Origin of the sequence: Citrobacter sp. Ct235 (genome assembly GCF_030332305.1) — a bacterium.
GTDB lineage: Bacteria > Pseudomonadota > Gammaproteobacteria > Enterobacterales > Enterobacteriaceae > Citrobacter_A > Citrobacter_A telavivensis.
This window is the reverse complement of the sequence record NZ_JAOWIC010000049.1, coordinates 266,369-288,456: the sequence shown is the minus strand read 5'-3', so window position 1 is coordinate 288,456 and position 22,088 is coordinate 266,369. Positions and strand designations below refer to the sequence as shown.

General features: G+C 54.4%; 28 protein-coding genes. 16 read left to right on the top strand and 12 right to left on the bottom strand.

Annotated elements, in window-relative coordinates; translation table 11 throughout:
* Nucleotides 1-17 precede the first annotated feature (17 nt).
* From flgG to flgB, 6 genes are read right to left on the bottom strand one after another with little or no spacing between them, the layout of a single operon-like run.
* Nucleotides 18-800: a flagellar basal-body rod protein FlgG gene (flgG, locus tag OGY35_RS18495; protein WP_042319653.1), complete on the bottom strand. Its 783-nt coding sequence runs from the start codon at nucleotides 798-800 to the stop codon at nucleotides 18-20.
* Nucleotides 801-813: 13 nt separating this feature from the next.
* Nucleotides 814-1,569, bottom strand: coding sequence for a flagellar basal-body rod protein FlgF (flgF, locus tag OGY35_RS18490; RefSeq protein ID WP_286633083.1), 756 nt, complete (start codon nucleotides 1,567-1,569; stop codon nucleotides 814-816).
* Nucleotides 1,570-1,589: 20 nt separating this feature from the next.
* The gene (gene flgE / locus OGY35_RS18485) at nucleotides 1,590-2,870 is read right to left on the bottom strand and encodes a flagellar hook protein FlgE (protein WP_042319660.1); all 1,281 of its coding nucleotides are present in this window, start codon (nucleotides 2,868-2,870) and stop codon (nucleotides 1,590-1,592) included.
* Nucleotides 2,871-2,895: 25 nt separating this feature from the next.
* Nucleotides 2,896-3,594 carry a flagellar hook assembly protein FlgD gene (gene flgD / locus OGY35_RS18480; RefSeq protein WP_286633082.1) on the bottom strand — a complete coding sequence of 233 codons (699 nt, stop codon included), beginning with the start codon at nucleotides 3,592-3,594 and terminating at the stop codon, nucleotides 2,896-2,898.
* Nucleotides 3,595-3,605: 11 nt separating this feature from the next.
* Complete coding sequence (gene flgC / locus OGY35_RS18475; RefSeq protein ID WP_042319667.1) at nucleotides 3,606-4,010, bottom strand: flagellar basal body rod protein FlgC; 405 nt, start codon at nucleotides 4,008-4,010, stop codon at nucleotides 3,606-3,608.
* A 3-nt stretch (nucleotides 4,011-4,013) separates the two neighbouring features.
* Nucleotides 4,014-4,430 (bottom strand): flagellar basal body rod protein FlgB, encoded by a 417-nt coding sequence (gene flgB / locus OGY35_RS18470; RefSeq protein ID WP_042319669.1) that lies wholly within the window; start codon nucleotides 4,428-4,430, stop codon nucleotides 4,014-4,016.
* Between the two features lie 156 nt (nucleotides 4,431-4,586).
* Here flgB and flgA point away from each other — a divergent pair, with 156 nt between their 5' ends.
* From flgA to flgN, 3 genes are all read left to right on the top strand, one after another.
* Nucleotides 4,587-5,243, top strand: a complete 657-nt coding sequence (gene flgA / locus OGY35_RS18465; RefSeq protein WP_286633081.1) for a flagellar basal body P-ring formation chaperone FlgA — start codon at nucleotides 4,587-4,589, stop codon at nucleotides 5,241-5,243.
* Between the two features lie 93 nt (nucleotides 5,244-5,336).
* Nucleotides 5,337-5,630: a flagellar biosynthesis anti-sigma factor FlgM gene (gene flgM / locus OGY35_RS18460; protein ID WP_152405087.1), complete on the top strand. Its 294-nt coding sequence runs from the start codon at nucleotides 5,337-5,339 to the stop codon at nucleotides 5,628-5,630.
* 8 nt (nucleotides 5,631-5,638) lie between these two features.
* The gene (flgN, locus tag OGY35_RS18455; protein ID WP_286633080.1) at nucleotides 5,639-6,061 is read left to right on the top strand and encodes a flagella biosynthesis chaperone FlgN; all 423 of its coding nucleotides are present in this window, start codon (nucleotides 5,639-5,641) and stop codon (nucleotides 6,059-6,061) included.
* A 43-nt stretch (nucleotides 6,062-6,104) separates the two neighbouring features.
* Here the strand turns inward: flgN and murJ are convergent, their stop codons facing one another.
* From murJ to rimJ, 4 genes are all read right to left on the bottom strand, one after another.
* Nucleotides 6,105-7,640 (bottom strand): murein biosynthesis integral membrane protein MurJ, encoded by a 1,536-nt coding sequence (gene murJ, locus OGY35_RS18450; protein WP_286633079.1) that lies wholly within the window; start codon nucleotides 7,638-7,640, stop codon nucleotides 6,105-6,107.
* Between the two features lie 110 nt (nucleotides 7,641-7,750).
* A complete protein-coding gene (locus OGY35_RS18445; RefSeq protein ID WP_286633078.1) occupies nucleotides 7,751-8,674 on the bottom strand; it encodes a Gfo/Idh/MocA family protein in 924 nt (307 codons plus the stop codon).
* A gap of 1 nt (nucleotide 8,675) precedes the next feature.
* Nucleotides 8,676-9,323, bottom strand: coding sequence for a YceH family protein (locus OGY35_RS18440; RefSeq protein WP_286633077.1), 648 nt, complete (start codon nucleotides 9,321-9,323; stop codon nucleotides 8,676-8,678).
* Between the two features lie 9 nt (nucleotides 9,324-9,332).
* Nucleotides 9,333-9,917 (bottom strand): ribosomal protein S5-alanine N-acetyltransferase, encoded by a 585-nt coding sequence (rimJ, locus tag OGY35_RS18435; RefSeq protein ID WP_152405092.1) that lies wholly within the window; start codon nucleotides 9,915-9,917, stop codon nucleotides 9,333-9,335.
* Nucleotides 9,918-10,213: 296 nt separating this feature from the next.
* Between rimJ and mdtH the strand changes: the two genes are divergently transcribed.
* The 10 genes from mdtH to OGY35_RS18385 all read left to right on the top strand — a co-directional run bounded on the left by mdtH (nucleotide 10,214) and on the right by OGY35_RS18385 (nucleotide 17,691).
* The gene (gene mdtH, locus OGY35_RS18430) at nucleotides 10,214-11,422 is read left to right on the top strand and encodes a multidrug efflux MFS transporter MdtH (RefSeq protein WP_152405093.1); all 1,209 of its coding nucleotides are present in this window, start codon (nucleotides 10,214-10,216) and stop codon (nucleotides 11,420-11,422) included.
* Between the two features lie 63 nt (nucleotides 11,423-11,485).
* Nucleotides 11,486-12,133 carry a glutaredoxin 2 gene (gene grxB, locus OGY35_RS18425; RefSeq protein ID WP_286633076.1) on the top strand — a complete coding sequence of 216 codons (648 nt, stop codon included), beginning with the start codon at nucleotides 11,486-11,488 and terminating at the stop codon, nucleotides 12,131-12,133.
* A 130-nt stretch (nucleotides 12,134-12,263) separates the two neighbouring features.
* The gene (locus OGY35_RS18420; RefSeq protein WP_152405095.1) at nucleotides 12,264-12,824 is read left to right on the top strand and encodes a lipoprotein; all 561 of its coding nucleotides are present in this window, start codon (nucleotides 12,264-12,266) and stop codon (nucleotides 12,822-12,824) included.
* 102 nt (nucleotides 12,825-12,926) lie between these two features.
* Entirely contained in the window at nucleotides 12,927-13,973 is a 1,047-nt protein-coding gene (pyrC, locus tag OGY35_RS18415) for a dihydroorotase (RefSeq protein WP_286633075.1), read from the top strand.
* Between the two features lie 76 nt (nucleotides 13,974-14,049).
* Nucleotides 14,050-14,295 (top strand): DNA damage-inducible protein I, encoded by a 246-nt coding sequence (gene dinI, locus OGY35_RS18410; protein ID WP_286633074.1) that lies wholly within the window; start codon nucleotides 14,050-14,052, stop codon nucleotides 14,293-14,295.
* Between the two features lie 338 nt (nucleotides 14,296-14,633).
* Nucleotides 14,634-14,888, top strand: a complete 255-nt coding sequence (bssS, locus tag OGY35_RS18405) for a biofilm formation regulator BssS (protein WP_042320092.1) — start codon at nucleotides 14,634-14,636, stop codon at nucleotides 14,886-14,888.
* 115 nt (nucleotides 14,889-15,003) lie between these two features.
* A complete protein-coding gene (solA, locus tag OGY35_RS18400) occupies nucleotides 15,004-16,125 on the top strand; it encodes an N-methyl-L-tryptophan oxidase (protein ID WP_286633073.1) in 1,122 nt (373 codons plus the stop codon).
* 46 nt (nucleotides 16,126-16,171) lie between these two features.
* Complete coding sequence (locus OGY35_RS18395; RefSeq protein ID WP_043001014.1) at nucleotides 16,172-16,285, top strand: YceO family protein; 114 nt, start codon at nucleotides 16,172-16,174, stop codon at nucleotides 16,283-16,285.
* Between the two features lie 261 nt (nucleotides 16,286-16,546).
* Nucleotides 16,547-17,119: a cytochrome b gene (locus OGY35_RS18390; protein ID WP_178826512.1), complete on the top strand. Its 573-nt coding sequence runs from the start codon at nucleotides 16,547-16,549 to the stop codon at nucleotides 17,117-17,119.
* The gene (locus tag OGY35_RS18385) at nucleotides 17,116-17,691 is read left to right on the top strand and encodes a YceI family protein (protein ID WP_152405099.1); all 576 of its coding nucleotides are present in this window, start codon (nucleotides 17,116-17,118) and stop codon (nucleotides 17,689-17,691) included. The genes OGY35_RS18390 and OGY35_RS18385 overlap by 4 nt, the downstream gene beginning before the upstream one ends.
* Before the next feature lie 86 nt (nucleotides 17,692-17,777).
* Here the strand turns inward: OGY35_RS18385 and trhO are convergent, their stop codons facing one another.
* The gene (gene trhO, locus OGY35_RS18380) at nucleotides 17,778-18,830 is read right to left on the bottom strand and encodes an oxygen-dependent tRNA uridine(34) hydroxylase TrhO (RefSeq protein ID WP_286633072.1); all 1,053 of its coding nucleotides are present in this window, start codon (nucleotides 18,828-18,830) and stop codon (nucleotides 17,778-17,780) included.
* A 225-nt stretch (nucleotides 18,831-19,055) separates the two neighbouring features.
* On the opposite strand from trhO, the gene OGY35_RS18375 reads away from it, so the two are divergent.
* From OGY35_RS18375 to OGY35_RS18365, 3 genes are all read left to right on the top strand, one after another.
* Nucleotides 19,056-19,976 (top strand): Kdo(2)-lipid IV(A) acyltransferase, encoded by a 921-nt coding sequence (locus tag OGY35_RS18375; RefSeq protein ID WP_152405101.1) that lies wholly within the window; start codon nucleotides 19,056-19,058, stop codon nucleotides 19,974-19,976.
* Nucleotides 19,977-20,135: 159 nt separating this feature from the next.
* Complete coding sequence (mdtG, locus tag OGY35_RS18370; protein WP_286633071.1) at nucleotides 20,136-21,356, top strand: multidrug efflux MFS transporter MdtG; 1,221 nt, start codon at nucleotides 20,136-20,138, stop codon at nucleotides 21,354-21,356.
* Between the two features lie 81 nt (nucleotides 21,357-21,437).
* Nucleotides 21,438-21,812: a MysB family protein gene (locus OGY35_RS18365; protein ID WP_042319704.1), complete on the top strand. Its 375-nt coding sequence runs from the start codon at nucleotides 21,438-21,440 to the stop codon at nucleotides 21,810-21,812.
* Here the strand turns inward: OGY35_RS18365 and OGY35_RS18360 are convergent, their stop codons facing one another.
* The gene (locus tag OGY35_RS18360; protein ID WP_152406352.1) at nucleotides 21,813-22,040 is read right to left on the bottom strand and encodes a YceK/YidQ family lipoprotein; all 228 of its coding nucleotides are present in this window, start codon (nucleotides 22,038-22,040) and stop codon (nucleotides 21,813-21,815) included.
* Nucleotides 22,041-22,088: the final 48 nt, after the last annotated feature.

The window sequence follows — 22,088 nt, the reverse complement described above, 5'->3', positions numbered from 1 at the left end:
CCTCACCGGACAACGCCTTAAAGTTGCGTCAGTTTTTGCAGCATCTGGTCGGTCGTTGAGACCGCTTTGCTGTTGATTTCGTAAGCGCGTTGAACCTGAATCATGTTGACCAGTTCTTCCGCGACGTTGACGTTGGACGTCTCAACGTAGCCCTGGTACAACAGACCGGCCCCGTTCAAACCTGGCGTGCTCTCATTCGGCGCGCCGGAAGACTGGGTTTCGGTGTACAGGTTTTCGCCGATACTCTCCAGACCGGTATCGTTCATAAAGGTCGTCAGGTTAAGCTGACCCACCTGAACGGGTGCCGCCTGTCCCTGCTGGGTCACGCTCACCACACCGTCACGACCGATGGTGATGCTCAGGGCGTTAGCCGGAATGGTAATCGCCGGCTGAACCTGAAAGCCGCCAGCGGTCACCAGTTGACCGTTCTGATCGACCTGGAATGACCCATCGCGGGTATACGCTGAAGTGCCATCCGGCAGCAGGACCTGGAAGAACCCCTGACCTTTAATCGCAACGTCTTTACTGTTGTTGGTTTGCGACAGATTGCCCTGGCTGTGCAGACGCTCGGTCGCCACCGGACGCACGCCGGTACCGATTTGCAGACCGGACGGCAGCGTGGTCTGCTCAGAAGACTGCGCGCCAGGCTGACGAATGGTCTGGTAAAGCAGATCTTCAAACACCGCGCGCTGGCGCTTAAAACCATTGGTGCTGACGTTTGCCAGGTTGTTGGCAATCACATCCATGTTGGTTTGCTGCGCGTCCAGGCCGGTTTTGGCGATCCATAATGAACTGATCATAAAATGTCCTGTATTAAGTCATCGACAGCAGTTGGTTAGCGCGACCAGCGTTGTCATCCACGCTGCTGATAACCTTCATCTGCATTTCAAAACGGCGGGCGCTGGCGATCATGTCGCTCATGGCGGACACCGCGTTGACGTTGCTGCCCTCCAGTACGCCCGACATCACGCGAATGGTCGGATCGGCCTGCAACACCGGGCCACGGGTGGCCTGTGCGGCAGCGGTCAGACGGAACATTCCGTCGTCGCCGCGCTGCACTTCGTTACCCTCAGCTTTCACCAGCTTCAGACGTCCCACCGGCGCGATAGTATTCGCCGGATCGCCCGGATTAAGCGCGGAGATGGTGCCGTCCGCCGCGATGGTGATTTCCGAACCTTCCGGAACCGCAATCGGCCCGGCTTCGCCAATCACCGGGTGCCCCTGAATGGTCAACTGTCCGGTCGGATCAACCTGAATGCTGCCGTTACGGGTATACCCTTCGCTGCCGTTCGTGGTCTGCACCGCCAGCCAACCGTCCTGCTGTAACGCCACGTCCAGCGGACGTGAGGTGTAATCCATCTGACCCGGCGTCATATCGGCGCCCGGTGTGGACGCTGTGACCAGCGTACGCGTCGGCAACGACAGCCCTTCGACGGGCACGGCGCGCAGCGCATTGAGCTGCGCACGAAATCCCGGCGTTGAGGCGTTCGCCAGGTTGCTGGCCGTCACCGCCTGTTGGTTCAGCGTCTGACTGGCCGCCCCCATCGCGGTATAGATTGCGTGATCCATTACGTTATCCCGTCAGGCGCTTAGCGCAGGTTAACCAGCGTGTTGAGGATCTGGTCCTGGGTCTTGATGGTCTGCGCGTTCGACTGATAGTTACGCTGGGCGACGATCATGTTCACCAGTTCTTTACTCAGATCCACGTTCGAAGATTCCAGCGCGCCGTTGGTCAGCTTACCGAAGTTACCGGTCCCCGCCGTCCCCAGCAGTTCCACACCGGACGCCTGCGTGGCGGCCCAAACGTTATCCCCCTGGGAAGCCAGACCTTCGTTGTTGGCGAAGTTCGCCAGCACGATCTGCCCCAGCACCTGCTTCTGTTCGTTGGAGTAGTTGCCGACCACGGTGCCATCGTCGTTAATCTGATAGCTGACCAGATCGCCCGGTTTGTAGCCGTTTTGCGTAGTGGCAATGACAGCGTTAGTCCCGGTGTTCTGCTGCATGGAGTTCTGCAGACTAAGGGTGAAGGTCGCGGGAACCGCACCGTTCACTGTCCCCGTGGTGATCTCGAATGACGGCGTGGCATTCGCCGCCCCCAGCGTCCAGGTTGGTTCGGTAGCGGGTGGAACAGGTGCAACTTCGGTATATTCTTTTACGGTATCCAGCGAGCCGTTCTTATCGAATGTCATCTGTGCAGACTTCACCAGCGGCGAGTTGGCCACGCTGGAGTCCTGAGTCCATATATCCCAGGTGTTATCGCCGGTCTTAACGTAATACAGGTTAATATCATGCTGATTACCCTGACTGTCGAACACCGTTACGGGTGCGCGTTTGTTGTAGCTGTCAGCGTCTGTTGGTTTGAAAGGCGTATTCGCAGGCAGCTTATCCGTTGAGTTCAGGTTGATCTGCATCGCTGCGGTATCGGTGCTTTTCGCCCCCATCAGGGTATTCGGGATGGTGATCGGCCCCGGATTCGCCCCTTGCTGAATAGTCGGCGGCGTGCCGGTTGCCGGATAGCCGGTCAGTTGCATGCCCTGCATGTTGACCAGGTTACGGTTTTCATCGAGCTTAAACTGACCATTACGGCTGTAGAAAACAGAACCGTTGCTGTCGACCAGACGGAAGAAGCCGTTCTGGCTAATGGCGACGTCCAGACCGCGACCGGTGTTGGTGGTTGTACCGTCGGTAAAGTCCTGAGTGATGCCTGCGACTTTTACCCCCAGACCGACTTTCGAACCGGCAAACATATCCGCAAAGGATGCCGCACCGGATTTAAAACCATAGGTTGCGGAGTTGGCGATGTTGTTACCAATGACATCGAGGTTGGTGGCTGCGGCATTCAGGCCGCTAACCGCTTGAGAAAAGGCCATGATTACTCCTGGTTAGTGTGAAGGCTTAGATTATCTGCCGTACTTCGTCGAGGGTGGTGGTTCCGTAAGTGCCCAGATCCAGGGTGTTACCGCTGCTGCTGCGAATCACCCCTTGCACCAGCGCAAATTGCAATGGTTGCGCCACCAACTGCGTCGTATCTTTGCTGGCGGTTATCGCCACGTTATACGAGCCGTTTGCCGCCGTCGTGCCATCGGTCAGGGTGCCATCCCAGGTAAAGGTATGGACACCGGCCTTCAGCGCGCCAATATCAATGGTGCGCACCACTTTGCCGTCTTTGTCGGTAATGATAGCGGTGACTTTGTCAGCCGGCTGTTGCAACTCAACGCCAAACGGCGTTGTCGTAGTGGTGGCCCCCTCTTCGGTGCCTTTCCCCGCCAGAATGGTGGTGCCGGGGATCATCACACCATGACCAATCAGCGTGCTGGCCTGTAATGACTGGCTGTTGTCGATCTGCCCGGAAATCGACCCGAGGGTGGTATTGAGTTTCTCAATACCACTGACGGTGCTGATCTGCGCGAGCTGCGTGGTCAGCTCGTTATTCTGCATCGGGTTGGTCGGATCCTGGTTTTTCAGTTGCGCCACCAGCAGCGTCAGAAAGCTGCTTTGCAGATCGGCCGCATTGCTGCCTGACAGGGAACTCCCGCTGCCCGTGTTTTTCACACCGGTGTTAGTCGGATCGTTAACGTTTACCGCAATAGACATGGCTGCCTCCTTTACTGGCCCAGTGTCAGCGTTTTAAGCATCATGCTTTTAACGGTGTTGAGGACTTCGACGTTCGCCTGATAGCTGCGGGAGGCCGACATGGTATTAACCATTTCACCCACCACATCGACGTTAGGCATCTTCACGTAACCATTGGCATCGGCCAGCGGATTGCCTGGCTCATAGACCAGCTTGTCCGGTGCCTGGCTCTCAATGACGTCCGACACTTTCACGCCGCCCGTTGCCGCACCAGGCGCCGCATCCACCTGGAAGACCACCTGCTTTGCGCGATACGGTTGACCATCCGGTCCCGTCACGCTGTCGGCGTTGGCCAGGTTACTGGCTGCCACGTTCAGGCGCTTGGACTGCGCCGTTAATGCCGAACCGGCAATATCAAAAATATTCAGCAGCGCCACGGATTAGTTCCCCCCCTGTAGCACGTTCATCATGCCTTTAATCTGTCCGCTCAGTGCGGTCAGACTCATCTGGTACTTCAGGCTGTTATCCGCAAACTGCGTGCGCTCCCGGTCCATATCAACGGTATTGCCATCGAGCGAAGGCTGGTCGGGAATGCGATAGAGCAGATCCGTAGACGGTGCCGTGATGGCCTGGGCGGGAATATGCTGTGCGGAGGTTAATGCCAGCGACACACCGCTGGTTTCTTGCCGTCCACGCACCATGACTTTTTTTAACTCACTGGCAAAATCCATGTCGCGCGCCTGATACCCCGGCGTATCGGCGTTAGCTATGTTGGCGGCCAACACCTCTTGCCGTTGGGCGCGCAGATTCAGCGCTTCCTGTTGAAAACGTAAAGCGGCATCGAGCTTATCGAGCATATCTCCTCCGCAGATGACAAAATTCAGCCGACAGCTTAAATCCCATTACGCGCGCGTTATCGCTGGAATAAACGCAAAATGGGTCGCTATTTATTGCGTTGATGGTTGCGTCACACGGGTAGAATCCTGTCATTGCGAAAACGGTGGGAGGTGAAAATGCAAACGTTAAAACGTGGATTAGCCATGCTGGCGCTGCTGTTCAGCCCCCTGACGCTGGCGCAGGATTTGAATACGCAGTTGACTGACTGGTTCGTCCAGCGCCTGGTGGGATTCAGCGACGACGTGGTCGTTACCGTCCGTACCCCGCCCAATCTGCTGCCGCATTGTGAAACGCCGGCGTTCAGCATGACCGGGGCAAAACTGTGGGGGAACGTAAATGTGCTAGCACGTTGCGCCAATGAAAAACGTTACCTGCAGGTCAACGTGCAGGCGACGGGAAACTATGTGGTCGCCGCCGCGCCCGTTACCCGTGGAGGGACGCTTGGCCCAACCAGCGTTACGCTAAAACGCGGGCGCCTTGACCAACTTCCCCCCCGCACCGTGCTGGATATCAGCCAGGTTCAGGACGCGGTAAGTCTGCGCGATCTTGCGCCAGGACAGCCCATCCAGCTCAATATGTTGCGTCAGGCGTGGCGTATTAAGGCCGGGCAGCGCGTGCAGGTGGTTGCCAACGGCGATGGGTTTAGCGTCAATGCGGAAGGTAAGGCACTGAACAATGCGGCGGTCGCGCAGAACGCACGAGTGAGAATGTTATCGGGTCAGGTCGTCAGCGGTATCGTCGATCCTGATGGGAATATTCTTATTAACCTATAATGAGTTAAAGATTCTGTCGTGGCTGCCGATAGTGATTACACATTAGATGATAGCTGGCCGCTACAGCATAACCCCTCGATGAGGATGATAAAAATGAGCATTGACCGTACCTCACCTTTAAAACCCGTTAGCACCGTCCAGGCGCGTGAAGCCACGGATGCGCCGGTCCTCAAAGCGCGTCAGGAAAAAACCTCGACGGCAACCAGTACCAGCGTGACGTTAAGCGATGCTCAGGCAAAACTGATGCAGCCTGGCGCGGGTGATATCAACATGGAACGCGTTGAAGCACTGAAAACCGCTATTCGCAACGGTGAGCTGAAGATGGACACGGGAAAAATTGCCGACTCGCTGATTCGCGAGACGCAGAGCTATCTCCAGAGTGAGTAACTGACCGTATGACTCGCTTGTCAGAAATACTCGATCAGATGACGGCTGTCCTGAATGACCTGAAGACGGTAATGGACGCCGAACAGCAACAACTTTCCGTGGGCCACATTAACGGTAGCCAGCTGCAGCGTATTACAGAAGAAAAAAGTTCTCTGCTGGCGACCCTGGACTATCTGGAACAACAGCGACGTCTGGAACAAGACCCACCGCGTAGTGCGAATGATGACGTGGCCGAACGCTGGAAAGCGATTACCGATAAAACGCAGCACTTACGCGACCTGAACCAGCATAACGGCTGGCTGCTGGAAGATCAGATTCAGCGCAATCAACAAGCGCTTGAGGTTTTGAAGCCGTATCAGGAACCGGCACTGTACGGCGCGAACGGTCAACCCTCTTCTGCCTCTCGCGGCGGGAAAAAATTCTCTATTTGATGGTTTCCGGATGGCGGCATTTCGCCATCCGGAACGATTTCGCTTACGCCGTCCGGCGCGCAAACTCTTTCACTTTAAAGCCCATCACCGCCAGCGTGGCAAAGTAGGCTGCGATACCGGCAACCACCACCGCCATCAGGCGAAGCAGACGCCACGGCATCGTCCCCTGCGCCCACTCCGGCATAATGTGCAATATGCCAACCAGCACGGCTGCCATCACCAGCACGGCTATAATCAGACGGACTAAAAAACGCATCCAGCCGGGTTGCGGGGTGAAAATATTCTGCTTGCGCAGTTGCCAGTACAGCAGCCCCGCGTTCAGACAGGCGGCGAGACCAATCGACAGCGACAGCCCGGCGTGCTTCAGCGGACCAATGAACGCGAGGTTCATCAACTGGGTCATGATAAGCGTCACAATGGCAATTTTAACCGGCGTTTTGATGTCCTGACGCGAATAGAAGCCCGGTGCCAGCACCTTCACCACAATCAGCCCCATCAGACCCACGGAATAGGCAATCAGCGCCCGCTGCGTCATCAGTGCATCAAAGGCGGTGAATTTACCGTACTGAAACAATGAGGTAATCAATGGTCCTGACAGGATCCCAATCGCCACCGCGCTTGGCAGCGCCAACAGGAAGCACAGTCGCAGTCCCCAGTCCATCAGACGACAATATTCATCATGGTTACCGCTGGCGAAGCTTTTCGACAGCGAAGGCAGCAGGATTGTCCCCAGCGCCACCCCCAGTACACCCGATGGGAATTCCATCAGGCGATCCGCATAGTACATCCACGAAACGGAACCGGACGCGAGGAAGGAGGCGAAAATGGTGTTGATGATCAGTGAGATCTGACTGACGGAGACGCCGAGGATCGCCGGGCCCATTTGCTTCACGACGCGCATCGCGCCCGCATCGCGGAAGTTAACCCGCGGCAGCACCAGCATGCCAATTTTTTTCAGATGCGGAAGCTGATAAACCAGTTGCAGCACACCGCCGACGGTGACTGCCCATGCCAGCGCCAGTACCGGCGGATTGAAATACGGCGCGGCAAATAGCGCGAAACCAATCATGCTGATGTTCAAAAACGTAGGGGCAAACGCCGGAATGGAGAAGCGGTTCCAGGTATTGAGAATCGCCCCAACCAGCGATGCCAGCGAAATCAGCAGAATGTACGGAAAGGTGATTTGCAGCAGTTTGGTGGTCAGCGCGAATTTATCGGCGGTGTCGGCAAAACCCGGCGCCGTCACCATGATCACCCACGGCGCCGCCAGCATCCCGGCGACGGTGACCACGGCAAGCGCCAGCGTCAGCAGTCCCGAGACATAAGAGACAAACACGCGGGTGGCGTCTTCGCCCTGCTTGCTTTTGTATTCGGCCAGAATCGGAACAAAGGCCTGAGAAAAGGCCCCTTCCGCAAAAATGCGGCGTAACAGGTTGGGTAATTTGAATGCCACAAAAAAGGCATCGGTTGCCATTCCGGCACCAAAGATTCTGGCGACAATCGCGTCACGTGCAAAACCCAGCACACGTGAAAACATCGTCATTGAGCTGACGGCGGCCAGCGATTTTAATAGGTTCATTGCTTTTTTATTCCAGACCCTACGGCAAAACGCCTGCAGTGCAGGCGTTGGAAGAGGCGCTTAGTCTACCTGGATTATGGTGAATTACTACCGCCAGATGTTACAGGGGGTTATTCGCTCATCGCCTCGCGCCAGAGCTTTTCCACCACGCGCTGGGCAAGGATCGCCTGCTCACCGGCGGTTTCCGGAACCGTCTGATTTTGTACGCATTCCGCAAAATGGCGCGCACAACCGGCGAATCCGCGCTGTTCAAGCGTGGTTTGCCAGCCGGGTACCGGTTTGTGCACCACGCCCTGTCCGCGCTCTTCACGCCACTCGCGCATATCCGTCACGTCAATCAGCCCGCCATCGGTCACCGCCTGTACGCTCTCGCGCTGACTTCCCGCCCGACGATGCATGCTGGTCGTCAATTGCAACTGACCGGCAGTGAAATGGTGCTCGGCGTACAGCATCTCGCCAGCGTCGTTGGTGAGTAGCGTCCCGTTGTTAAGTTGCGCGTTCCCCCCCGCCAGCCACAGCGCGGTGTCCACGACATGCAGATAGTCATCCAGCAGCGTAAACCGCAGGTCGTGGGGACCCACGCTGTCGGTACGATGCTTATCCATTCGCACAGAGGCAGCAGCGCCCAGTCCGGCTTTTAGCTCGCGATACAGCGGAGCAAAGCGGCGATTAAACCCGACCATCAATGTCAGCTTTTTCTTCGTCGCCAGCGCCACCAGCCGTTCGGCATCCGCTAAATTTTCCGCCAACGGCTTATCAACGCAGACATGCACGCCCGCATTGAGCAATTCACTGACGACGGCATAATGGGTCGCCGTACTGGAGTGGACAAACACCGCGTCGCAGTCAGCGGCGAGGTCGGTCAGCGACCCCGCATACGGGATGCGCCAGGCTGCACAGATTTTCTCTGCTTTTTCGCGCGACGGCGACCAGGCGGCCTGTAACGTCCAGTCGCTGGCGTTGCCGAGCACGGGTAGCCAGGCTTTCTGGGCAATGCCCCCCAGACCGACCACCCCGATACGTAATTTTGTCACGTTACTCTCCCAGATGTTCCAGCAGCGACTCGAGCCGTTGTTTCAGCGCAGCGACTTCGCTTTCCAGCACCTCGACGCGAGCCTGTAAATCCCCGGTCGCCGCGTGTGGCTCATCGGCCTGGGCAATCGGCTCATGCACTTCGCCGCAGAACAGATGCATATAACGACTTTCACGCTTACCCGGCTCCCGGGCCAGACGCACGACGTAAGGACCATCCTCACGTGTCGCCAGGCGCTCCAGCGTCGTTTCCACTTCCGCCATGTCGCTGAATTCGTACATCCGCGACGCGCGGCTGCGCAATTCACCCGGCGTTTGCGCGCCACGCAACAGCAGCGTCGTGACCAGCGCCACTTCCGCCGGACTCAGTTTCAGTTGACCAAATTCCGAGTTACAGAAGCGCTGCTCGTACTTGGTGACGCGACTTCCAAAGCCGCTGACCGTACGCAGAAAATGGCGTTTTACCAGATTGTCGAGCAGTTCCTGTACCTCGCGATCCGCCATATTCATCACCGGTTCACGGTTGGTTTTCTGATTGCAGGCGGTGACCACGCTATTAACGGAGAGCGGATATTGCTCTGGCGTGGTGACCTGTTTTTCAAGCAGACAGCCAATTACGCGAGCTTCAGCGGCAGTTAATTCATATTTCATAAGGTGTCCTCACCGACCTGCGGTCCATTCTGATGTCGTTAACGCCGTCAGCACGTGATCGCGCCATTGTCCGTCAATCAACAGATAATTTTTCGCGTAGCCTTCTTTTTCAAAGCCGAGTCGCGCCAGTAAATCGCCGCTGCGTTTATTGTGCGGCATGTAGTTCGCCATAATGCGATGAATATGTTGCGTACGCTGCATATAACGGATAGCGGCGGTCAGCGCTTCAAACATCAGCCCCTGTCCCTGCCATTTCTGCGCAATGGAATAGCCCAGATAGCAGGCATGGAAAGACCCGCGCACCACGTTAGAAAAGTTTGCTACCCCGATTATCTCCTTTTCATCAGGATCCAGCAGCGCAAAGTAATACGCGGAACCTTGCTTGTGAAATTCGGCAATCATGCCGAGCCGCGCCTGCCAGCCGGAGGGATAGCAGTGGCTTTCATCACGAATCGGTTCCCAGGGTTTCAAGAAATGACGATTTTCTGCGTAATAATCCGCCAGACGCCAGGCATCACGCTCATGCACTAAACGCACGACCAGACGGTCGGTGGTTAAGCGCACTTTTGGCACGTTACTGCGATAGCCAAACATAGTTATTCCAACTCCTTCCCGAATCGCCGTCGTTATACCCTGATTGATTTACTATACCTGTGCAAAACCACCCTGTGAAAAGTGCAATTTGCCATTTTTTGAATTATTCCTCCATTTTGATGAAAACTCTCTATCAAGATGGACTTTTGATAAAAAAATATTGTCCCGGCGAGGGTGGGCAAAAAGGCAGCAAAGCCGCAGAATAGGAGGTACTTCGCTTTACATACTCTCAATCATTCGAGTGCCGCAAATACGGCTGCAATTCGAAGAATGACGAGTGTTTCCCGGGAGGGGAAATGTCGCGTGTCTCGCAGGCCAGGAACCTGGGTAAAACTTTCCTGCTCATCGATAATATGCTGGTCGTGTTGGGCTTCTTCGTCGTGTTCCCGCTGATCTCAATTCGTTTCGTCGATCAAATGGGCTGGGCTGCCGTGATGGTCGGTATTGCGCTTGGCCTGCGCCAGCTTATTCAACAGGGGCTGGGAATTTTTGGCGGCGCGGTTGCCGACCGCTTTGGCGCGAAACCGATGATCGTCACGGGTATGCTGATGCGCGCTGCCGGGTTTGCCACAATGGGAATCGCCCATGAACCCTGGCTTTTATGGTTCTCCTGTTTCCTCTCCGGTCTCGGCGGCACGTTGTTCGATCCGCCGCGCTCTGCGTTGGTGGTAAAACTGATTCGCCCGCATCAGCGGGGTCGCTTCTTCTCAATATTGATGATGCAGGACAGCGCAGGGGCCGTTATCGGCGCGCTATTAGGCAGTTGGCTGTTGCAGTATGACTTCCGTCTGGTCTGCGCCACCGGGGCTCTGTTGTTCGTGCTTTGCGCCGCCTTTAACGCCTGGCTGCTGCCCGCGTGGAAACTCTCTACCGTGCGTATTCCGGTACGGGAAGGGATGGGTCGGGTGCTCAGTGACAAACGCTTTGTCACCTATGTGCTGACGCTGGCGGGCTATTACATGCTGGCGGTACAGGTCATGCTGATGCTGCCGATTATGGTCAATGACATCGCCGGTTCGCCTTCAGCCGTGAAATGGATGTATGCCATTGAGGCCTGCCTCTCGCTGACGCTGCTCTACCCTATTGCACGCTGGAGCGAAAAACGGTTTCGTCTTGAGCATCGTCTGATGGCCGGTCTGCTGTTGATGTCACTGAGTATGTTACCCGTAGGACTGGTGAGTGACTTGCAACAGTTGTTTACGCTGATTTGCACCTTCTATATTGGTTCGATCATTGCCGAACCTGCCCGTGAAACGCTCAGCGCCTCGCTGTCAGATGCGCGGGCGCGCGGCAGTTATATGGGCTTTAGTCGACTGGGGTTAGCCATAGGAGGTGCTATCGGGTATATCGGCGGCGGTTGGCTGTTTGATATGGGGAAACTGCTCCAGCAACCGGAGCTGCCGTGGATGATGCTGGGGATTATTGGCGTCATCACGTTCCTGGCGCTGGGCTGGCAGTTCAGCCACAAGCGCACGCCGCGCGGCATGCTGGAACCCGGAGCCTGATTTGATACCTGCGCGTGTCTCCTCCATACTGAAAGGGAACTGACAGTCAAATGGAGGAGAAACGTGAAGCTTTATATTTACGATCACTGCCCTTTCTGCATCAAAGCCCGCATGATTTTCGGCCTCAAGAATATCCCCGTCGAACTGAATGTCTTAGCCAATGACGATGACGAAACCCCAACCCGCATGATTGGCCAGAAAATGGTGCCCATTCTGCAAAAGGACGACAGCCGCTATCTGCCTGAAAGCATGGACATCGTCCATTACGTCGATAAACTGGATGACAAACCGTTGCTCACCGGCAAGAAAAACCCAGCCATTGACGAGTGGTTGCGCAAAGTGAACAGCTACGCCAATCACCTGCTGCTACCCCGCTTTGCAAAATCCGCGTTTGATGAATTTTCCACTCCATCAGCGCGTAAATACTTTACTGAAAAGAAAGAGGCGATGATTGGCAGTTTTGCCGACCATCTTGCCCATTCCGCTGGCCTGACAAAAAAGATCAGTGACGATTTACGCGCACTGGATAAGCTCATCGTACAGCCAAATGGCGTGAACGGTGAACTTTCCGAAGACGATATCCAGTTATTTCCCCTACTGCGTAATCTGACGCTGGTGGCCGGTATCAACTGGCCGACACGCGTCGCAGACTATCGCGACAATATGGCGAAACAGACGCAGATCAATCTGTTATCATCAATGGCGATTTAACGCTCACCGGCGGTGGTCAGGTCACACAGGCTACCGCTATTTTCAGTTTTTTCTACTGGCGGAGTTCGCGCTGGTGACACATGCTGCGTTATGTCAGGATTATGACGACCGCATCATGTAGAGGAACCCCATGAAGAAGATTTTTTTTGCCGCCGCATTGATCGTTGGCGGTCTGTTGACCGGCTGCAATCAGCTCACGCAGTACACCGTAAGCGAACAAGAAATTAATCAGGCGCTTGAAAAGCGCAACAACTTTGCCAAAGATATCGGACTTCCGGGCGTTGCCGATGCGCATATCGTACTGAACAACCTTTCCAGCCAGATCGGACGTGAAGAGCCGAACAAAGTGACGCTGACCGGCGATGCAAACCTGGATATGAATTCACTGTTTGGCAGCCAGAAAGCGACCATCAAGCTGAAACTGAAAGCGTTGCCGGTCTTTAATAAAGAAAAAGGGGCCATCTTCCTGCAGGAAATGGAGGTGGTGGATGCCACCGTGACGCCGGAAAAAATGCAGTCGGTGCTGCAAACCCTGATGCCCTATCTGAACCAGTCGCTGCGTAATTACTTTAATCAGCAACCGGCCTATGTCCTGCGTGAAGACAGCAGCAAAGGCGAAGCGCTGGCGAAAAAATATGCCAAAGGCATTGAGGTGAAACCGGGGGAAATCATCATCCCGTTCACGGATTAACCGACAAAGGCGCTGCGGCGCCTTTTTTTACGTGCAAACGAAAACGTTTCCGCATATCCTTTGTTTCCGGCAAAAATGACATCCCCCAGCCGGAGCATATTGATGACTGCACCCTCCCAGGTTTTAAAGATCCGCCGCCCAGACGACTGGCATCTTCACCTTCGCGATGGCGAAATGTTGAAAACGGTCGTGCCGTACACCAGCGACATTTATGCACGTGCGATAGTGATGCCCAACCTGGCGCCACCAATCACCACGGTGGATGCGGCTATCGCCTACCGCCAGCGCATTCTTGATGCGGTCCCTGCCGGACACACCTTCACGCCGCTGATGACCTGCTATTTAACGGACACACTGGATCCAGCTGAACTGGAGCGAGGTTTTCGCGAAGGCGTATTCACCGCAGCCAAACTCTATCCGGCCAATGCCACCACCAACTCCAGCCACGGCGTCACCTCCATTGACGCCATCATGCCGGTCCTTGAGCGTATGGAAAAACTCGGTATGCCGCTGCTGGTGCATGGTGAAGTCACCCACGCTGATATCGACATTTTTGACCGCGAAGCGCGCTTTATTGAAACGGTGATGGAACCTCTGCGCCAGCGCCTGCCCGCGCTGAAAGTCGTCTTTGAGCACATCACCACCAAAGATGCGGCGGAGTATGTCCGTGACGGTAACGAGTTACTGGCTGCGACGATCACGCCACAGCACCTGATGTTTAACCGTAACCACATGCTGGTTGGAGGGATTCGCCCACACCTCTACTGCCTGCCGATCCTCAAGCGCAATGTGCACCAACAGGCATTGCGAGAACTGGTTGCCAGCGGTTTTGAACGCGCCTTCCTCGGCACCGACTCCGCCCCGCATGCCCGTCATCGTAAGGAATCGAGCTGTGGCTGCGCCGGATGCTTTAACGCGCCCACGGCGCTGGCGAGTTACGCGAGCGTATTTGAAGAGATGAATGCCCTGGCGCACTTTGAAGCCTTCTGTTCACTGAACGGTCCGCGATTCTACGGCCTGCCGGTGAATGAGACCTTCATTGAGCTGGTACGTGAAGAACAGCAGGTGCCGGAGAGCATCGCGCTGACCGACGATACGCTGGTGCCGTTCCTCGGGGGCGAAACGGTACGCTGGACGATTAAAAAGTAAAAAAAATCAGCGCCGCCTGTTGTAACCTGGTCAGGTTAACTGTATAAATAACCAGTATATTCAACAGGGGGCCATTATGCGTATTGAAGTCACCATTGCTAAAACTTCACCTTTGCCTGCCGGCGCCATTGACGCCCTGGCAGGTGAACTCTCCCGCCGTATTACTCACCACTTTCCCGACAATGACGGTAACGTAACCGTTCGTTATGCTGCGGCGAATAATTTGTCCGTGATGGGCGCGACGAAAGAAGATAAAGAACGGATCAGCGAAATTCTCCAGGAAACCTGGGAAAGCGCTGACGACTGGTTCATTAAAGAATAAAAATGCTATGCCGTAGTCTCTTTTGCCGGGTCGCCCCGGCTTTTTTATCCTGTTATCCTTCAGACAACCTCTTTACTGGCATCATTTAAAAATCCCCCGCGCCCCTGATAATTGATTATATTTTCACCTATTGCTCAAAAACATTGCACAACATACTTAAAAAGCGTGAACAAGATGGTGATTAATTACTCACAAATTCTTAATTTGCAGAAATTTATGCTCCCCCCTCTTTAAAATCTCAGTGAATACCCTTATTTATTGATATACTGAAGTTGCTTCAGATAAAAACGCATTGAACCTCGAAAACCGTTGTCTTGTAACACGAATTAGGGGGCATGATGGAAAAGAATAATGAAGTCATTCAGACTCATCCGCTTGTGGGATGGGACATCAGCACCGTAGATAGCTATGACGCGCTGATGCTGCGTTTGCACTACCAGACTCCGAATCGTCCTGAACCCGATGGTACGGAAGTCGGCCAAACGCTCTGGTTAACCACCGATGTTGCCAGACAATTTATTTCGATATTAGAAGCCGGCATTGCCAAAATCGAATCCGGCGATTACCAGGTCAATGAGTACCGTCGGCATTAACGAGACGGACATTATCACTTAAAAAGGCACCTTCGCGGTGCCTTTGCTATTTCTGGGTTGTATTACGCATTTCACTTATTTACTCTGCATCAAACGCGACAGCAAAGAGAAACCGATGAAATACGACTTAATCATTATAGGCAGCGGGTCCGTTGGGGCAGCCGCAGGTTATTATGCCACTCGCGCCGGGTTAAACGTTCTGATGACCGACGCACATATGCCGCCGCATCAGCAGGGCAGCCATCACGGCGATACGCGGCTGATACGCCACGCGTACGGTGAAGGTGAAAAATACGTTCCACTGGTGCTACGCGCGCAGGCGCTGTGGGACGAACTCTCCACCCATAATGAAGAACCCATATTTGTACGCTCCGGCGTCATCAATCTCGGCCCAGCCGATTCGCCCTTCCTGGCGAACGTCGCGCACAGCGCAAAACAGTGGCAACTGAACGTTGAGCAACTGGATGCTACCGCCATTATGGCGCGCTGGCCTGAAATTCGCGTCCCCGCAGACTACACCGGTCTGTTCGAAGCGGATTCCGGTTTTTTACGCAGCGAGCTGGCGATAAAAACCTGGATCCGTCTGGCAGAAGAAGCCGGATGCGCACAACTCTTCAACTGCCCGGTGACGGCCATTCATCATGATGATGACGGCGGGGTCACCGTTGAAACGGCTGATGGCGAGTACAGTGCGAAGAAAGCGCTGGTGAGCGCCGGTACCTGGGTTCAGGCCTTAATCCCCGATCTGCCAATCCAGCCGGTACGAAAAGTGTTTGCCTGGTATCAGGCCGATGGTCGTTATAGCATCAAGAATAAATTCCCGGCCTTCACCGGTGAACTACCCAATGGCGATCAGTACTACGGTTTCCCGGCGGAGAATGACGAGCTGAAAATCGGTAAGCACAACGGCGGGCAACTTATTCATTCAGAGGCGGAACGCAAACCGTTTGCCAGTATCGCCAGCGATGGGTCCGAAGCGTTCCCGTTCCTGCGCAATATCCTTCCAGGGGTCGGCTGTTGTCTGCACGGTGCGGCCTGCACCTATGACAACTCGCCGGATGAAGACTTTATCATCGACACGCTACCTGACCACGACAACACGCTGATTGTGACCGGGTTAAGTGGTCACGGTTTTAAATTTGCCTCGGTATTGGGTGAAATTGCCGCTGACTTTGCCCAGGGAAAACCATCGGCCTTTGACCTGACGCCATTCAGGCTCTCCCGATTTAAGGCATAATCGCTAACTGGCCTCGTAGTGAGGCCTTTTTTATGGTGATTTAAATATGCGTCGTCTGTTTCTTTATCTGGTCAACAATATTCGCGAGCATTTTATGCTCTACGTTATTTTGTGGTCGCTGCTGGCCATTCTTGATGTTATTTACATCCTGTTTTACTGAACCCGTTTTATTGACAAATATTGACAAAAGCTGAAAGTTATCTAATTTTCGTTTTGATTTTTTGAATAATATATTCACTTCAACAACCCCGCCAGTTGCCACAACACTGTCGTTTATGCCGAATGAATTGAACAGAATCCAAAAGTTTATACAAAATTATTGAAACAACTTCAAATATCACTCTCATTGTTATTTTTTAGTTGCATTTATGTCTCTGACACGCCATTTTCATTCAATCCTGAGATATGAAATGGAATTTTTATGCAGTTTTCAAATACTCCTCAACGGTATGGTTTTATTTCCGCCCTGCTTCACTGGCTGACCGCTTTGGTGGTCTACGGTATGTTTGCCCTCGGCCTCTGGATGGTGACGCTGAGCTATTACGACGGCTGGTATCACCAGGGACCGGAACTGCATAAGAGTATTGGGATCCTACTGATGATGGGGCTGGTCGTTCGGGTTATCTGGCGTCTGCTCTCCCCACCGCCAAAGGCGCTGAAAAGCTATTCGGCCCTGACCCGAGCGGGTGCGACGCTGGGACACCTCGCGTTGTACCTGCTGTTGTTTAGCATTGTCATCAGCGGTTACCTGATCTCGACGGCGGACGGTAAACCGATTAGCGTTTTCGGCTGGTTTGACGTCCCGGCGACCTTCGCGGATGCCGCTGTTCAGGCCGATCTCGCCGGAAGCGTACACCTGTGGCTGGCCTGGACCGTGGTTATTCTTTCCGTTCTGCATGGCCTGATGGCCTTTAAACACCACTTTATCGATAAAGACGACACCCTGAATCGCATGTTGGGTAAGTCGTCATCTGACTATGGAGCTCAAAAATGAAAAAAAGCCTGCTGGGTTTAACTCTCGCCTCTCTGCTGTTTGCCACCGGCTCCGCCGTCGCGGCGGATTATAAAATCGACAAAGAGGGACAACATGCCTTTGTTAATTTCCGCATTCAGCACCTGGGGTATAGCTGGTTATACGGCACGTTCAAAGACTTCGACGGAACCTTTACCTTTGATGAAAAGGATCCCGCGGCAGATAAAGTGAACGTGACCATCAACACCAGCAGCGTTGATACCAACCACGCCGAGCGTGATAAGCACCTGCGCAGCGCTGACTTCCTGAATGCGGCAAAATTCCCGCAGGCGACCTTTACCTCTACCAGCGTGAAGAAAGACGGTGATGAACTGGATATCACCGGGAACCTGACGCTTAACGGCGTGACGAAACCGGTAACGCTGGAAGCGAAGATGATCGGTCAGGGGGACGATCCGTGGGGCGGCAAACGTGCGGGTTTTGAAGCCGAAGGGAAAATTAAGCTGAAGGATTTCAACATCACCACCGATCTCGGCCCTGCCTCGCAGGAAGTGGATTTGATCATCTCGGTGGAAGGCGTTCAGCAGAAGTAAAAGAGACATGATGCCCGATAGCGCGTTGCTATCGGGCCTGACATTGCTGGCCGGATACATATTGTCACCGCCATCCGGCAACACGATTATTCGGCGGGATCCGGAATCCCCAGTTTCGTATTCAACCGTCCACGCGACTTATTAAAGATCTTATTGCCGTTCTCGCGCCCCGCACGAAGTCGACGCTGTTCTTCTTCCGGCAACACGCTCTCTTCGCAGCAGATCTCGCTACAGCAGCCGTTGTACTTCTGCGCACACGCCGGACACTGAATAAACAGCAGATGGCAACCGTCATTTTTACAGTTCGTGTGGTTGTCGCACGGCGCGCCGCACTGATGACAATGGGCAATCACCTCATCCGAAATGCGCTCACCCATGCGCTCATCAAACACAAAGTTTTTGCCGATGAAACGCACCGGTAACCCCTGCTCACGGGCTTTGCGCGCATACTCAATGATACCGCCTTCAATGTGCCACACTTTGCTGAAGCCGTTGTGCTTCATCCAGGCGCTGGCTTTTTCGCAGCGAATGCCGCCGGTGCAGTACATCACTATCTTTTTATCTTTGTGTTCCTGCATCATCTCGACCGCTTTTGGCAACTGCTCGCGGAAGGTATCGGCCGGAATTTCCAGCGCATTCTCAAAATGGCCCACTTCATATTCGTAGTGGTTACGCATATCGATGAACAGCGCATCCGGGTCGTCGAGCATCGCGTTCACTTCAGCGGCCTTCAGATAATCGCCGACATCGCTGGCGTCAAAGCTCGGATCCTCAATGCCATCCGCCACTATCCGCTCACGCACTTTCATCCGCAGCACCCAGAAGGATTTCCCGTCGTCCTCCAGCGCAATATTCAGACGCACGCCGTCGAGTGCGGGATCAAAGGCATACAACTGCTGGCGAAACGCCGCAACCTGGCTTTGCGGTACGCTGATTTGGGCGTTAATTCCTTCATGCGCCAGATAGATGCGACCAAAAACATTCAGCGCTGTTAACTTTTGATACAACGCATCGCGTGTGGCCTGCGGGTCTGCGATGGTAAAATATTTATAGAATGAAATGGTTGTGCGCGGCTCAGTTTCAGCCAACATCCGGGCTCTGAGGGCGTCATTGGAAATGCGGTTATGTAACACTGGCATGGTGTACGAGTCCTGCAATAAGTGAAAATCAGAATCGGCGGCATCATATAGCAATCAGTGCCAATTTACATCCATACATTTTGCGCTACATTTCTTTCTTCAAACTAAAAAATTAACAACATTTGCTGCATTTATCGCCATCCTGGAGCCACAAATTTTTTCTGAAAGCGAAAAAATGCAACAATACAGATAATTGCCCGTTTTAAGGTATACAACAGGAAAGACATGACGAATTTACCTAAGTTCTCCGCAGCATTACTGCATCCACGGTATTGGTTAACCTGGCTCGGTATTGGCTCACTTTGGTTGGTCGTGCAGTTGCCCTATCCGATTCTCTATCGTCTTGGCCATACGATCGGCCACCTGGCGTTTCGGCTGATGAAGCGTCGGACGAAAATTGCCTATCGTAATCTCGAACTCTGTTTTCCCGAGATGAGCGAGCGTGAACGCCATGCGATGGTGGTCAAAAATTTTGAATCCGTCGGTATGGGCCTGCTGGAAACCGGAATGGCCTGGTTCTGGTCCGATCGTCGCATCGCCCGCTGGACCGAAGTGATCGGCATGGAGCATATTCGTGACGTTCAGGCCCAGCAGCGAGGCATTTTGTTGGTGGGGCTGCACTTTTTAACTCTGGAACTGGGCGCGCGCCAGTTTGGCTTGCAGGAACCCGGCATCGGCGTCTATCGGCCGAATGATAATCCACTGCTCGACTGGCTCCAGACCTGGGGACGTATGCGCTCCAACAAATCCATGCTCGATCGCAAAGACCTGAAAGGGATGATTAGGGCGCTGAAAAAAGGCGAAGTGGTCTGGTATGCGCCGGACCACGACTATGGCCCGCGCTCCAGCGTATTCGTCCCGCTTTTTGCCGTCGAGCAGGCCGCCACCACCTCCGGCACCTGGATGCTCGCGCGAATGTCCAGCGCCTGCCTGGTGCCGTTTGTGCCGCGTCGCAAGCCCGATGGCAAAGGCTACCAGTTGATTATGTTGCCGCCAGAGTGCTCACCGCCGCTGGATGACGCAGAGACCACCGCCGCCTGGATGAACAAGGTTGTCGAGAAGTGCATCATGATGGCGCCGGAACAGTACATGTGGCTGCACCGCCGCTTCAAAACGCGTCCTGCCGGCGTACCTTCCCGCTATTAAATCCTGCAAAGCAGTCCTTTCGGGCTGCTTTTTCACCACTTTTAGCGATAAAAGCTCCCCACATTGCGACCACCCGCCTACAGGCGCATAATGAATATGCTTAATTTATATTCGTTTTTTTGCCCGATCGCGCTAACAGCGCATCACACGCGGATCGCTATGTCACCCTCTGATACCCCCATCAACTGGAAACGTAATCTCACCGTCGCCTGGCTCGGCTGTTTCTTAACCGGCGCCGCATTTAGCCTGGTGATGCCGTTTTTACCGTTATACGTCGAACAACTCGGCGTGACGGGCCACAGTGCGCTCAATATGTGGTCCGGGCTGGTTTTCAGTATTACGTTTCTTTTCTCCGCTATCGCCTCTCCCTTCTGGGGCGGACTCGCTGACCGCAAAGGCAGAAAGATAATGCTGCTGCGCTCTGCGCTGGGGATGGCGATAGTGATGCTGCTGATGGGCGTTGCGCAGAATATCTGGCAGTTTCTGGTGCTGCGCGCGCTGCTTGGACTGCTGGGCGGATTCGTCCCCAATGCCAACGCGCTGATCGCCACCCAGGTCCCGCGTAATAAAAGCGGCTGGGCGCTGGGAACGCTCTCTACTGGCGGCGTCAGTGGTGCGCTGCTCGGCCCGCTGGCGGGCGGCCTGCTCGCCGACCAGTATGGCCTGCGCCCGGTTTTCTTCATCACCGCAACGGTACTGCTGATCTGTTTTTTACTGACGCTGTTTTTTATTCGCGAGAACTATAAACCGATCAGCAAGAAAGAGATGCTGCGCGTCCGGGAAGTGGTCGCCACGCTTAAAAACCCGAAACTGGTACTGAGTCTGTTTGTCACAACACTGATTATCCAGGTGGCGACCGGGTCCATTGCGCCAATTCTGACGCTTTACGTGCGGGAACTGGCAGGTAACGTCAGTAATATTGCGTTTATCAGCGGGATGATCGCCTCCGTGCCCGGCGTCGCCGCGTTACTCAGCGCGCCACGGTTAGGCAAGCTGGGGGACCGCATCGGACCGGAGAAAATCCTCATCGTCGCGCTGATTCTTTCTGTTTTATTGCTGATCCCGATGTCCTTTGTCCAGACCCCGTGGCAACTGGCGGTACTGCGTTTTTTACTGGGAGCTGCCGACGGCGCGCTGCTACCGGCGGTGCAGACGCTGCTGGTCTACAACTCTACAAACCAAATTGCCGGGCGCATCTTCAGTTATAACCAGTCGTTTCGCGATATTGGCAACGTGACCGGCCCATTAATGGGCGCAGCGATTTCCGCTAACTATGGCTTCCGCGCGGTCTTTCTGGTCACCGCCGGGGTGGTGCTGTTTAACGCCATTTATTCCTGGAACAGCCTGCGCCGTCGCGCGCTCTCGCGAACCGTGGGATGATTTTTCAGCATTCATACTTGCATAACCGGAGAATCAGCTATTCTTTCCCTGAATACCTCGTCAAATCAAAGGGAGACTCTGATGACCATGTATGCAACGCTGGAAGAAGCCATTGACTCAGCCCGTGAAGAATTTATGGCGGACCATCCTGAGCTTGAGCAGGACGAAGCCAATGTACAGCAGCTTAACGTGCAAAAGTACGTGCTACAGGATGGTGACATCATGTGGCAGGTCGAGTTTTTTGCCGACGAAGGAGAGGAAGGCGAATGCCTGCCGATGCTCAGTGGCGAAGCTGCCCAAAGCGTCTTTGACGGCGATTATGATGAGATAGAGATCCGCCAGGAGTGGCTGGAAGAGAATACGCTGCACGAATGGGATGAAGGCGAATTTCAGCTTGAGCCCCCGCTGGACACCGAAGAGGGTCAAACCGCAGCCGATGAGTGGGATGAGCGGTAATTACTCGTAAGGGCCGTGATGCATATCGAGCGGCAACAGCAGCGTATCAAACACCAGCGAGAAGGGCAGATCGAGGATGGTGACATAGCGCCATGCTGAGTCCCGGACGTCCCACTGCACTCCCGGATAGTACTGGTTGCCATGCCCCTGCCCGGGGATTGTCCGACTGATAATGCTGCCGCACCCGCTTAATAGCATTACCATAATGCCCACCGCTATGAGTCGCACGTGATACCTCATCATTCGTTTTCTTCAGTATAAAAAAATACCGGCGCA